Source organism: Arthrobacter sp. JZ12 (genome assembly GCF_035189165.1).
GTDB lineage: Bacteria > Actinomycetota > Actinomycetes > Actinomycetales > Micrococcaceae > Arthrobacter_D.
This window is the reverse complement of record NZ_CP045246.1, coordinates 3,063,705-3,076,212: the sequence shown is the minus strand read 5'-3', so window position 1 is coordinate 3,076,212 and position 12,508 is coordinate 3,063,705. Positions and strand designations below refer to the sequence as shown.

At 63.4% G+C, this 12,508-nt stretch carries 13 protein-coding genes; 1 reads left to right on the top strand and 12 read right to left on the bottom strand.

What is annotated here, in order from left to right:
• Positions 1 to 7: 7 nt before the first annotated feature.
• From GC088_RS14305 to GC088_RS14265, 9 genes are all read right to left on the bottom strand, one after another.
• On the bottom strand, positions 8 to 1,321 hold the full coding sequence (locus GC088_RS14305; RefSeq protein ID WP_323959661.1) for an ABC transporter substrate-binding protein: 1,314 nt from the start codon (positions 1,319 to 1,321) through the stop codon (positions 8 to 10).
• Positions 1,322 to 1,370: 49 nt separating this feature from the next.
• Positions 1,371 to 2,675, bottom strand: a complete 1,305-nt coding sequence (locus GC088_RS14300; RefSeq protein WP_323959660.1) for an ABC transporter substrate-binding protein — start codon at positions 2,673 to 2,675, stop codon at positions 1,371 to 1,373.
• Positions 2,676 to 2,741: 66 nt separating this feature from the next.
• Positions 2,742 to 3,677 (bottom strand): carbohydrate ABC transporter permease, encoded by a 936-nt coding sequence (locus GC088_RS14295; RefSeq protein ID WP_323959659.1) that lies wholly within the window; start codon positions 3,675 to 3,677, stop codon positions 2,742 to 2,744.
• Complete coding sequence (locus GC088_RS14290) at positions 3,667 to 4,608, bottom strand: carbohydrate ABC transporter permease (protein WP_323959658.1); 942 nt, start codon at positions 4,606 to 4,608, stop codon at positions 3,667 to 3,669. The genes GC088_RS14295 and GC088_RS14290 overlap by 11 nt, the downstream gene beginning before the upstream one ends.
• 213 nt (positions 4,609 to 4,821) lie before the next feature.
• Positions 4,822 to 5,949, bottom strand: a complete 1,128-nt coding sequence (locus GC088_RS14285; protein WP_323959657.1) for an acetylxylan esterase — start codon at positions 5,947 to 5,949, stop codon at positions 4,822 to 4,824.
• A complete protein-coding gene (locus GC088_RS14280) occupies positions 5,946 to 6,569 on the bottom strand; it encodes a flavin reductase family protein (RefSeq protein WP_323959656.1) in 624 nt (207 codons plus the stop codon). The genes GC088_RS14285 and GC088_RS14280 overlap by 4 nt, the downstream gene beginning before the upstream one ends.
• Positions 6,570 to 6,578: 9 nt before the next feature.
• Positions 6,579 to 7,049, bottom strand: coding sequence for an SRPBCC family protein (locus tag GC088_RS14275; protein ID WP_323959655.1), 471 nt, complete (start codon positions 7,047 to 7,049; stop codon positions 6,579 to 6,581).
• A 3-nt stretch (positions 7,050 to 7,052) separates the two neighbouring features.
• Positions 7,053 to 7,409: an ArsR/SmtB family transcription factor gene (locus GC088_RS14270; protein ID WP_416377471.1), complete on the bottom strand. Its 357-nt coding sequence runs from the start codon at positions 7,407 to 7,409 to the stop codon at positions 7,053 to 7,055.
• Between the two features lie 77 nt (positions 7,410 to 7,486).
• Positions 7,487 to 8,323 carry an SDR family oxidoreductase gene (locus GC088_RS14265; RefSeq protein WP_323959654.1) on the bottom strand — a complete coding sequence of 279 codons (837 nt, stop codon included), beginning with the start codon at positions 8,321 to 8,323 and terminating at the stop codon, positions 7,487 to 7,489.
• A gap of 125 nt (positions 8,324 to 8,448) precedes the next feature.
• Here GC088_RS14265 and GC088_RS14260 point away from each other — a divergent pair, with 125 nt between their 5' ends.
• On the top strand, positions 8,449 to 9,261 hold the full coding sequence (locus GC088_RS14260; RefSeq protein WP_323959653.1) for an SGNH/GDSL hydrolase family protein: 813 nt from the start codon (positions 8,449 to 8,451) through the stop codon (positions 9,259 to 9,261).
• Between the two features lie 38 nt (positions 9,262 to 9,299).
• Here the strand turns inward: GC088_RS14260 and GC088_RS14255 are convergent, their stop codons facing one another.
• The 3 genes from GC088_RS14255 to GC088_RS14245 all read right to left on the bottom strand — a co-directional run bounded on the left by GC088_RS14255 (position 9,300) and on the right by GC088_RS14245 (position 12,413).
• Positions 9,300 to 9,638: a DUF3140 domain-containing protein gene (locus GC088_RS14255; protein ID WP_323959652.1), complete on the bottom strand. Its 339-nt coding sequence runs from the start codon at positions 9,636 to 9,638 to the stop codon at positions 9,300 to 9,302.
• A 145-nt stretch (positions 9,639 to 9,783) separates the two neighbouring features.
• On the bottom strand, positions 9,784 to 11,457 hold the full coding sequence (locus GC088_RS14250) for an alpha-amylase family protein (protein ID WP_323959651.1): 1,674 nt from the start codon (positions 11,455 to 11,457) through the stop codon (positions 9,784 to 9,786).
• A complete protein-coding gene (locus tag GC088_RS14245; protein ID WP_323959650.1) occupies positions 11,457 to 12,413 on the bottom strand; it encodes a TIGR03885 family FMN-dependent LLM class oxidoreductase in 957 nt (318 codons plus the stop codon). The genes GC088_RS14250 and GC088_RS14245 overlap by 1 nt, the downstream gene beginning before the upstream one ends.
• Positions 12,414 to 12,508: the final 95 nt, after the last annotated feature.

The window sequence follows — 12,508 nt, the reverse complement described above, 5'->3', positions numbered from 1 at the left end:
CGAATGATCAGCCTGCGCTGATCATTCCTTCAATTTCGGTGGTCATCTGTTCCGTGGCCTCGGCGGGAGTCAGCTTGTCGAACAGGACTTCGGAGGCATAGCGCTTGACGACGTCCTGTACACCACCGGCTCCCACGGGGGAGGGCAGCGGCGGTTCGGCCATGTCGGGCCGGATCTCGTCGAGGAAGTTCACGACGGACTGGTCGTTCTCGTCGAGTTCCGGTTCGATCGCTTCGGCCATGTCGGGGTTCGCGGGCACGCCGCGGTCCACGAGCATCTTCTTCGCGGCGTCCGGGTTGTTAGCCAGGTAGTTCACGAACTCGGCTGCTGCTTCCTGGTCGTCGGACTGGCTGGAGATGGACCAGTACATGGAGGCCTTGTAGTACATGCCGTTGTCGTCTGCCTCGCCGTTGTGGGAGGGGAAGCGCAGCATCGCCACGTCGCTGCCGCTCGCCTCGCGGAGTGCGGACAGCTGGTTGGACCAGTACCAGCCCATGGCTGCACGGTTGGTCGCGAAGCCTCCAGCTTCGAACGAACCCGACATTTCCTCGGTGTAGCGGGCAGCGCTCGGACCGCCGCTGTCGCGGACGGTGAGCAGATGCTCAAACCAGGACTCAACGTTCTCGGGTGAGTAACCCACCTTGCCGGGTTCGGCGTCGTCGTACAGGTTTTCGCCCTGCTGGCGGAGCCAGACCCTCAAGTCCACGTCCTGTGCCCCGTAGTCGGTGCCGACAATGTCACCGCCGAGCTTCTGCTGCAGTTCTTCCGAGATCCGGTAGTAGTCGTCCCAGGTCCAGGTGGTGTCATCGGGAACTTCCACCCCGGCCTTGGCGAAGAGATCCTTGTTGACCATCAGCACATACGCGTTCTGGCCGGTGGTGAGTCCGTATAGCCCGTCCTCATAGCGGCCCAGGTTCAGCGCCGCGTCGTCGAACTTGGAGGTGTCCAGTGCGTCGAGGGTGCTGAGGTCGGCCAGCGCGCCGCGTCCGGCGTATTCCTGGAGGTACTTCTCGTCCATGGTGATGACGTCGGGGGCATCGCGCCCCGCCGTCGTTGTGGCCAGCTTGTCCCAGTACCCGCTGAAGTCCGAGTATTCACCCTCGATGGTGATGCCCTCATTCTCGGCCTCGAACATGTCGATGATCTCCTGGTTGGCGACGTGGCGGGGGTCGGAGCCCCACCAGGAGAAGCGCAGGTTGCTGTCTCCGCCGGCGCTGTTGCCTCCGCTGCCGCCGCTGCCACAGGCACTCAGCGTTGCGCCGAGCACCAGAACGACGGCGGCCGCCGTGAGGGTGCGGGTGGATCGAGCGAACTTCTTCATTGAATCTCGTCCTGTCTGTGCTTGGTGGGTTGGGGTTGGCTCCGGGTGGTCAGCCGGCGCTGATCATGCCTTCGATCTCGGCGGTCAACTGTTCCGTTGCTTCAGCCGGCGTCAGGTTGCCGAAGAGGACCTCGCCGACGTAGCGGACGATCGTCTCCTGGACGGTTCCTGCGCCGATGGGGGAGGGCTTGGGCGAGTCGGAAACCTCGGGCTCGATCTCCTCGAGGAACGAGACGACGGTCTGCTGCGCCTCGTCGAGCTTCGGCTCGATGGCGGCTGCCATGTCCGGGTTGGCCGGGACGCCGCGGTCCACGAGCATCTTCTCTGCGGCGGCGGGATCGTTCGCCAGGAAGTTCACGAAATCGGCGGCAGCGGCCTGGTCGTCGGACTGGCTGGAGATGGACCAGTACATGGAGGCCTTGTAGTACATGCCGTTGTCCTCGGCGTTGCCGGTGGGGGAAGGAACACGCAGAATCCGGATGTCGTCGCCGGTGGCCTCGCGGAGGGCTCCCAGCTGGTTGGACCAGTACCAGCCCATCGCGGCCTTCTTGGTCGGGAAGTTCTCTGCCTCGAACGTGCCGGCCGCGGCCTCGGTGAACTGCGCTGCTGTTACTCCACCGCCGGTGTCGCGGACGTGCAGGAGGTGCTCGAACCAGGACTGCAGGGTCTCCTGCGAGTAGCCCACGGTTCCCGGCTCGTCCTCGCTGTAGAGTTCCTCGCCGTTCTGGCGAAGCCAAATGCGCAGGTCGCCGTCGAGAGCGCCGTAGTCCGTCCCCTTGATTTCCCCGAGCTTCTCACTGATCTGGGCCGAGATTTCGTAGTAATCGTCCCAGGTCCAGGTGCTGTCGTCCGGGATCTCCACTCCGGCTTCAGCGAACAGATCCGCGTTGACCATCACCGAGTAGGCGTTCTGCCCGGTGCTAAGGCCGTAGACGCCGTCCTCATACCGTCCGAGGTCCAGTGCCGCTTCCGGGAACTTGGACAGGTCCAGGTTCTCGAGTTCGGTCAGGTTGGCCAGGGCACCGCGTCCCGCGTACTCCATGATGTATTTCTCGTCCATGGTTATTACGTCCGGGGCGTCGCGTCCCGCCGTCGTCGTTGCAAGCTTGTCCCAGTAGCCGGAGAAATCGGAGAATTCACCGGCGATAGTCACGCCTTCGTTCTCGGACTCATAGATGTCGATGATTTCCTGGGTTGCTTCGTGACGCGGGTCCGATCCCCACCAGGAGAAGCGGAGGTTGCCGTCACCGGCGGCTTCGCTGCCGCCGTTGCCGCAGGCTGCCAGCGACGCTCCGAGGACCACAGCGAGGGAGGCTGCAGTGGCGAGGCGCGCAGGACGTGGGAACTTCTTCATTGAACTTCTTTCCGATCTATAGATTCTTGTCGGGGTGTGGCTGGTGTCTGTGCGTATTGGTTTGAATTACTTGATGCCGGTGGTAGCGATGCCCTTGACCAGGTACTTCTGTCCGAAGAGGAAGACAAGGAACACGGGCAGTAGCGAGACGATGGACATGGCGAACATCGAGCCCCACGAGGAGGTTGCTGTGCTGTCCACGAAAGAGCGCAGGGCGACGGGCACGGTGTACATCTCCGGGTCGGTGAGATAGATCAACTGGCTGAAGAAGTCGTTCCAGGTCCAGATGAAGGTGAAGATCGTGGTGGTCGCCAGGGCCGGCATCATGAGCGGAAGGATGATCCGCGTGAAGATCCTTACGTGACCGCAGCCATCGATGCGGGCAGCCTCATCCAATTCCCTCGGCAGGCCGCGGATGAACTGCACCATGAGGAACACGAAGAACGCGTCCGTTGCCAGAAGCTTAGGCAGCACCAGCGGGATGAAGGTGTTCACCCAGCCGAGCTCCGAGAAGATGATGTACTGCGGCACGATGATCACGTGGATCGGCAGCATGATGGTCATCAGCATGATGGCGAAGAGCAGGTTCCGACGCCGGAACTTCAGCCGGGCAAAGGCGTAGGCGGCCATCGAACAGGACACCAGATTGCCGATGATGGATCCGATCACCACGATCATTGAGTTGATCATGTAGTGCCCGAACGGCGACTGGAGCGCGTTCCAGCCCTCGGTGTAATTGCTGAACTCGAACGACGTAAGCCAGAGGCCGGCTTCGCGGAAAATGACGTCGTTGGGCCGCAGGGAGCTGACCAGCATCCACAGCAACGGGTAGAGCATGATGATGCCGAAGGTCGTGAGCGCAATGTGCTTCAGGAGCCTGCGTCCTGCGCTTCCGCTCAGCTCCTCGTTCTTGTTCCGCCGACGTGCCGGCGGGGCAGCAGGAGCTTTCTGTTCAGGAGCCGCTTGGGACTTCCTTGTCCGGGGCTCGATATTAGTCGTCATAGAACACCCACCATTTCGAGGCGATGAAGTTGATGAACGTGAAGGCCGCGATGATGAGCAACAGCAGCCAGGCCATGGCTGACGCGTAGCCCATGTTGAAGTTGCCGAAGCCCTGTTGGTACAGGTACAGCGTGAAGAACATGGTGGAGTCGGCCGGCCCGCCGGTTCCGCCCGAGACCACGAAGGCCTGGGTGAAGGACTGGAAGGCGCCGATGATCTGCAGCACCAGGTTGAAGAAGATGATGGGCGTGAGCAGCGGTACCGTGATCGAGGTGAACTGGCGGACCTTCGAAGCGCCGTCCATGGCCGCCGCCTCGTAGTACATGGAGGGGATTTGGCGTAGGCCGGCCAGGAAGATGACCATCGGAGCGCCGAAGGTCCAGACGTTGAGGACCATCAGGGTGCCCAGGGCGGTGGAGGGGTCGGCGATCCAGCCTTTGCCCTCGATCCCGACCAGCGCCAGGACCTGGTTGATCAGGCCGGTGGTGCCGAAGATCTGTCGCCACAGTACGGCGATTGCCACCGAGCCTCCCAGGAGGGAGGGAAGGTAGTAGACGGAGCGGTAGAAGCTCAGGCCACGCATGCCCCGGTCCAGGATCAGCGCGAGCGCCAGTGCTGCGATGAGCTGGAGCGGAACGGAGACGAAAACGTAGAGGAACGTGACACCCAGCGAGTTCTGCAGTCGGGTGTCATCAAACATCCGGAGGTAGTTGTCGAAGCCTGTCCATTCGGGTGTCTGAAGCAGGTTGTAATCGGTGAAGGAAAGATACAGAGACGCGGCCATGGGGCCGATGGTGATCAGCACCATGCCGATCAGCCATGGTGCAAGGAACAGATACGAGACCCGTTCCTCTTTCTTCTCCGCCTGGGTCAGCTTCCGCTTGGTGCGTGGCTCCTTCTTGAGCCTGGACATTTCAGTCAACGCTGACATCGGCGGTCCTTTCCGCAGTCGCGCGGCCGCGTGCCGGTATGTCGGCGCGCGTGCTGTTCGCAAGCTTCATGGGGAACCTCTTGTTGGGGTCGTAGGGCCGTACTTTCGTTCGCTGAGAAAACGCTTTCTCGCGATTGCACTTGACCCTAGTGTGTGATGTGGCGCACGTCAAGGAAAACGTTTTCTCGCCGTCAAACGCCCCGTCACACGGGCTTAGCGGCGGCGGCGCAGGCTGAGGAAATCCAGTGCTTCCTGAACCATTGCGGCGGTCACCACGTGACCGGCGTCGTGCCAGGAGCCTGTGTACTGATCCGGTGTCCCGGCAGTAAGGGCGGCGAGCCTGGTGTCGGCGTCGCGCATGCCCTGAAGCGTGAACAGTGGATCGTGCGAGGCGAACTGCACAAGGTAGCGGCAGGCCGGGTTGAGCCGGACGAGGTCCGGCCAGTCGAAAGCGGCCGGAAGCCCGGGCGTCGCAAGCAGCCAGGAGTGGGTGTCCGTGTGCGTGGGGAAGAGGCCCTTGAAGGTGGTCATCATGCAACTTACGACGGCGGCACTCACCTGGGGTGCCAGGGCCGAGAGCACGAGCGCGCGGCCGCCGCCGCCGGAAAAACCACCGATGGCGACCCGGTTTGCATCTACCTCCGGCAGGGACTGAAGGAGTTCAAGTGCAACAAGGTCCTCGAACGCCACCATGCCCGCGTAGCTGGTGCCCAGGAGGCCCGCGGTCTTGGCGACCGTGTGTTCGTGCAGTGCTGCGGCGGCGTTGTACTCCTCGGCGGGGGTTGGTTGGATTCCTTCCTCCCGCCAGAGCGCGCGACGTGCGGCCATTCCCTCCGCAACTCTCGCCGGCGCCGGATGGAGGGGAAAGCGGCGGCTGCCCCATGTGAAGGAGTCGTGTACCAGGACGGCGAATCCGGCCCGTGCTATGTCATTTGCCAGGGCCCGCCCGGAATAGAGGTTCTCCTGGACGGCACGAACCTCCGCAGCAGTGTCTTTTCCCCGGTCGACGAGGCGCTCGGCTCCCAGCCACTTGTTGCCGCCATGGCAGTGCAGCCACAGCACCCCGGGCAGGGGCCGTTCGGCGTCGGCATGATCAGCGGGAGTGAGCAGGTAACCCCGTGTCGGCGGACCATAGGGAAGCTGCCACTCAAGCTCCTGGATGCGCACGCCGTCAACCAGGCTTCGGTCGCGGGCGGTGAGTTGCGGCGTCGGAATTGGTGCCGGAACGCCGAGGGCCCGTGACAGCAGCTCGCTGTCGGGGCTGAACCCGGGATGTCGGCCAAGCCGGCCCACGGCGCCCGGCCAGTCCTCGTACCCTGCGATGGGGCTGGGCGTGCTCATGAGCCTTCAGGGGCGAAGGAACCGGGCCAGTCCTGGAGCCGGATCCTGCTGATGCGCCGTACTTCGCCGAGGGTTGACCACTCATCCCGCCCGAGCCGTGCCAAAGGGCGGAGTGAATCGGGGCGGGGGTGGTCGTCGTCGAGCACGTCCTCGCGGATGGCGGCGTGGACAACCTCGCCCAACACGAGGGTGCAGTTGCCTACGGGCACAAGGCTATGTAGTCGGCACTCCAGTGCGGCAGGGGATTCGCGCACCCTGACCGTGCTCACAAACTTGCCGTCCTCGCGGTGCAGGCCAACGGCGTCGAACTCGCTGACCTCCGGGCCGAAGGGTGTCCCGGTGGCGTTGACGCGCTCAAAAAGATCCTCGGATGTGAGGTTAACGGTGAACTCGCCGGTGGCACGGATGTTGCGCAGCGAGTCCTTCTCGCCCACCGAGGTGAACTGGATGACCGGGGGGTCCGTTGAGGCCACCGTGAAGAAGGAGTGCGGAGCGAGGTTGTCCACGCCGCTCTCCGACCGGGATGAAACCCAGGCGATGGGTCGGGGAATCACGGTGGCCGTCAACAGTTTGTAGAAAGCTGTCGCCGACAGCTGGTCCCGATAGAAGTCCCTTCGCATGCACCGAGCCTAGGACAACAGTCCGTCCAGGCGCTCGTAGCCCTCGCTCATGCCGTACTCCATACCGGATTGCGCCATGCCGTCACGTGCCTCGAGGGTGGGGTAGACGGAGTGGCCGATAAGCTTGGAACGTCCCCCGCCGAGGTCCTCGAACGTCATGAACTCGATGCTGACAACGTCGGGGTAGCCGTCAAACTCGAAGGTCTGGATGGCGAATTCGTTCTCCCGGACCGTGTGGAAGACGCCTGTGAAAACGTACGGCTGGCCGTCAGGGCCGATATGCGTGTAGCGGTAGCTGCCACCGGTGCGGAAGTCGTAGTGGTCGAGCTGGATATTGGTGTTCCTCGGCCCGAGCCACTTGCTGATCATTTCTGGATTGCGGTGTGCTTCGAAGACTGCCTCAACCGGGAAGTCGAACTCCCGCTCAAAATCGATGAAGGGAACGCCCTCCGGCACGGAGAGCTTCAGGGGGTTGCTCATGATTCATTCCTTGGGTGCGCGGCTGAAGCCTGCTTGGCTCGCCTTTGATTCGAGTATGTTGTCGAGTGCGCGGAACTGGCTCTCACGGACAAGCCTGTACTGGTCAATCCACGCTGTGAGCGCTTCCAGCCGGGCGGGGTTCAGGTGAACGGGTCTGCGCTGCGCGTCGCGTGAGCGCGTCACCAGTTCAGCCTGCTCCAAAACCCGGATATGCCTGGAAACTGCCTGTTTGGTGATTTCGAAGGGCTCGGCCAGTTCGTTGACCGTTGCAGGCCCACGGCTGAGGTGGGCAATGATCCGGCGACGGGCTGGATCTGCCAGGGCCATGAAGGCCTTGTCCAGAAGCTCGTCGTCCGTCATGATCAACCTGCTTGTTTATCAATGAATTGGTTGATTACAACTCTAGACCTGTCCCTGACAGGTGACAAGGGTTTTTCCTAGCCTTTCAGCAACTGCTCAAGAGTCAGGGGAGGTCTCCCGGTCAGCTCCTCGACCGCCGTCGTCGGTTGCGCCAGCTGCCCCGACGCGATGGCGGTGTAGGTGCTGACCCACGCGTCGAGTTGCCACTGCGGAACCCCGTAGTGCGCCCGGGAGGCATACGCCTCCTCCACGGTTTCCTTCTCGTAGCGCGTTGGCCGGCCGGTGACGCGGGTAATCACCTCGGCTGCCTCGGCGAGCGACAGTGCTTCCGGTCCGGTCAGGTCGTAGCTGCGCTCTTCGTGCGCGCCCGGTTCTTTCAGTACGACGACGGCGGCGCGGGCAACGTCGGCGCGCGCGACGGCGGCCACCCGCCCATTCCCTGCAGGTCCGCGAAGGACTCCCTCCTCGCCGGCGAAGAGCGGGAGGACATCGAGGTAGAAGTTGTCGCGAAGGAAGGTGAACTTCATACCTGAGTTGCGGATGTGTTCCTCAGTGGCCCAGTGGTCCCGCCCCAGGGTGAAGGTGGCATCGGGGGCAGCGGCGAGGAAGGAGGTGTAGATGATGTGCTGCACGCCCGCCTCTGCGGCGGCGTCGATGAAGGTCCGGTGCTGGTCTACGCGGTCCTGTGCCTCGGCGCCGGACACCATGAAGAGAACCCGGCTGCCGCGAAGTGCCTCCACGGAGGCCGCCTTGTCGGCGTAACTGGCCGCTGCGACTGGAGCTCCGGGCAGCTGCGGCGCCCTGGCTAAATCCCTGACGACGAGCGTCTGCTCATGGCCGGCTTCGGCAAGGGCGCGTGCCACGGCACCACCCACGTGGCCGGTTGAACCTGTCACTGCAAGCTGAGGAGTCATGTTGGACGCAGCGCCGGCTCTGCTGCGGATATTCCGGGCGCTGGATATTCCGAATTCACCGCCGCTTTCCTTGGCCGACACGTGGGAGACCGGCCGCCGTCGTCCTTGATCCCTACCGTGGAGCAATGTCCAGGCTATTTGTGGCGATCGGCGACTCCTTCACGGAGGGAGTGGGGGATTGGGACCCCCGCTATCCCAACGGTGTACGCGGCTGGGCGGACCGCGTGGCGAAGCAGCTCAGCAAGCAGGATCCCACCTGGCGGTATGCCAACCTCGCCATTCGCAGCAAGCGGCTGAGGCAGATCATTGATGAGCAATTGCAGCCAGCCCTTGACCTGCGTCCCACCCTGGTGAGCGTTTACGCCGGAGGCAACGACATCCTTGAGCTGCGTACCAGCATGACTCCATTGATGGAGAGTTATGAGGAGATGGTCGCGCGGATCGCCGCAGCCGGTGCGCGCCCCCTCCTGTTCACGGGTTTTGATGTACGGCTCCATCCGGTGCTGGAGCCTATGCGGCGGCGGAATTGGATCTACAACGAGCACGTCCGCCGCATCGCAGAGACCTACAATGCGCTGCTGGTCGATTACTGGTGCTTCGACGAGTATCACGACCCGCGCTACTGGGATTCCGATCGGCTCCACATGTCACCGGCCGGCCACAAGAACATGGCAGCACACGTTCTGCGGGTCATGGGCGTGGACCATACGCTCACGTCGAAGCCGCTGCGTCCCCGCCAGCGTCCCACTATGACCGAACTGGTCCGCAAGGAATCGGTCTGGCTGCGCGAATGGGTCATTCCGATGTTCGGGCGACGCCTACGCAAGATCACCCTCGGGGACCACCTCCAGCCGCGCTGGCCTGAACCCATTCGGCCGGCCGACGGCCTCAAGCGGCTGGCAGCCGCGCGCGAAGCGCTCCTGGCTCCGCAGGACTAGCGGCGGGACCCGACGACGGCGGGAAGCCGCCTGTCGCTTCAGTCCTTCAGCGGGTCGTGGCCCCAGTTCATCAGGGAGTAGCGCCACTTCGAGTGTTCGATGTCCGACGACGGCTTCTGCGCGAGGTGCCGGTGAACATAGCCCACCACCTTTCGCATGTGTTCCGCGTCGGAATCGCTGAGGTCAGCTTTCTTCGTTCCCAGGATCTTGATGATGCGGCGCCCTGACGCGTGGCCGACCGATTCGCCGCCGTCGTCCTTCTGGCCCACCTCCTGGGACTCTTCGGTGTCGAGCCACTTCTCGAGCTCTGACGCGGTCATGTTGACTGCGTCCTTCCAGTCCTTCCAAACCTCGTCAACTGCGGTGCTGTCGCTCATGCCTTCTCCTGCCCTCGTACACTGGATCTACTATGGGTTTCATCAACAAGTACCGTGTCCCGATCGTTTGGCTTCTGGTCATCGCCATGGTTGCGTCCATCGGGGCCGGCTTCTTCGCCACGATCTTCTAGCCCGGCATCCCGCGCTACCAGAGCCGACCGGCGTCGGGAGCCTGGATCCGCAGCCACCGGTATCCGTAACCAGGCAGTTTCACCTCGAGCTCATCGCCGACCGAGATGTCTGCCATGGTGTTCTCCAGCAGCTCGGTCAGCACCCCTCCGCCGTCGGGCACGTCGCCGTCCTTGAGTTTCACGGATACTTCCGCGGGTTCAGCCGCGAAGTTGTGGAAGAGGAACAGGGAATGATCCTCCCAGTCGCAGCGGTGGGCGAGCACGGACGGGACGGGCGTATCGATCAGGCTGAAGGTGCCCCAACCCAATTCCGGGCACTCTCGGTAGCGGCGGATCAAAGTGCTCATGAATGACAGGAGCGACGACGGATCGCGGCGTGCGTCCACCACGTTCACCGACTGGGGCCCGAACTCGCCCTGCACCAGCGGAGCCACTAGTTTGTCTGGCGGGGCGGCGGAAAATCCGGCGCTTTCCTCGTGCGTCCACTGCATAGGGGTGCGAACGGCCATCCTGCCTTCCGCCGCGAGGTTCTCGCCCATCCCGATCTCCTCCCCGTAAAAGAGCACGGGGGTGCCGGGCAGGGAGAACAGCAGTGAGTAGACCATGCGAATGCGCTGCTGGTCGCCCGCAAGCATCGGCGGAAGGCGGCGCTTGAGCCCGCGGCCGAACACCTGCATGTTCTCCTCGGGGCCGAAGGCATCGAACACCTCCCGGCGTTCGGAATCCAGCAGTTTGTCGAGAGTCAGTTCGTCGTGATTGCGGACGAAGGTTGCCCACTGGTTGTCGCCGTCGATGGCGGGGCGGTCGGTGATAGTGCGGGCCAGGGGTCTGGCGTCACCGCGGGCGAGGGAAAGGTACATCTGCTGCATGGACACGAAGTCGAACTGCATGTTGAGCTCATCCGCAGCGTCCCCGAAGAAGGCCACCTGCTGCTCGTAGGGGAGGTTGACTTCCCCCAACAGGACGGCGTCGCCGCTCCGCCTCGACAGGAACCGGCGCAGGTTCCGGAGGTAGTCGTGCGGGTCGCCGGCCGGTGAATCCAGGCCTTGCGTTTCCAGGAAGAACGGCACCGCGTCCACGCGGAACCCCGAAAGCCCCAACTCCATCCAGAAACCAACCGCCTTGGCGATCTCGTCGCGGACTTTCGGATGAGCTACGTTCAGATCCGGCTGGTGCGAGTAGAAGCGGTGCATGTACCACTCGTCCGTCTGCGGGTCCTTCGTCCAGATCGAGTTCTCCTTGTCCGGAAAGACCACCTCGGCCGAGGTGTCCGGGGGCGGGTCCGCGCGCCAGACGTAGAAGTCGCGGAAGGGGTTGTCCTTCGAGGACCGTGCCTGCTGGAACCAGGGGTGCTGGTCGGAGGTGTGATTGACCACCAGGTCCGCAATCACCCGCATGCCCCGGTCCTTCGCGGTGCGGACAAACTCCACCAGGTCGCCGAACGTACCCAGGCGTCCATCGACGCCGTAGAAGTCGACGATGTCGTAGCCATCGTCGCGCTGCGGGGACGGATAGAAGGGCATGAGCCAGACACAGGTAACGCCGAGTTCGGCCAGGTAGTCCATCCGCTGGGCGGCGCCGGCGAAGTCTCCCACGCCGTCGCCGTCGGAATCACAGAACGTCTCGATGTCCAGGCAGTAGATAACGGCGTTCTTCCACCACAGGTCGGAGGTGTCGGTGATGCGCATCAACGCACCTCGGGCAGCACATGTTCGGCGAAGGCCTCAATGAAGGGCTTCTGCTCGGTGCCGACAAAGTGCAGGTACAACTCGTCGAAGCCCAAATCGGCGAACTCCCGCAGCCGCTGCGCATGCACGGCAAGATCGGCGGAGATCTGGACCGTACTCTGCAGTTCGTCCTCCGGCAGGTTCCGTGTGGCTTCCTCGAAATCGGAGGGACGCTTGAAGTCCCAGATTTCCGGCGGGGTAAGGCAATTTGCGGACCACTGGGCGCGTGCGATTTCCATGGCCTCGTCCTCGGTTGGGGCCCAGGACAGATGGACCTGAAGGATGGCCTTACCCTGCCCGCCGTTCTCGCGGTAGGCCCGGATCATGTCTGTGAGTTTCTCATGCGGCTGGTTCACGGTGACCAGTCCGTCTGCCCACCGTGCGCTCCTCGCGGCGGTCTCCACACTCACGGCCGGAGCGATCAGGTGCGGTTTGATCTCAGGAGCGTCCCAGAGTCGGGCCTGCTCCACCGTGACCAGGCCGCGGTGGGTGACCTCCTCGCCGTCGTGCATCCTGCGGATGATGTCCACGCACTCCTCGATGCGCTGCTGGCGTTGCTCCTTTTCGGGCCAGGGGTCTCCCGTGATGTGCTCGTTGAGGTTTTCTCCGCTGCCGAGCGCCGCCCAGAAGCGACCCGGGAACATGCTGGCGAGCGTTCCGCTCGCCTGGGCGATGATCGCGGGGTGGTAGCGCTGGCCGGGGGCAGTCACGACGCCGAAGCGAAGGCTGGTGGTGGCCAGCGCAGCTCCCAGCCAGGACCAGGCGAACCCGGAATGCCCCTGCACGGCGGACCAGGGTTCGAAATGGTCGGAGCACATGGCCGCGTCGAACCCCGCCTGCTCGGCCAGCTGCACATCGGCGAGGAGTTGGGCGGGAGCCAGCTGCTCGTGTGAGGCGTGGAAACCGATGGTCGTCATGAGCGCGCCTTTCCGTCGAAGTGCCCTTGAACGTCCCGGACGGTCCGTCCTAGTGTGATCAATACGCGTGTGATCAGTAGGCTTAGCATTTGCTA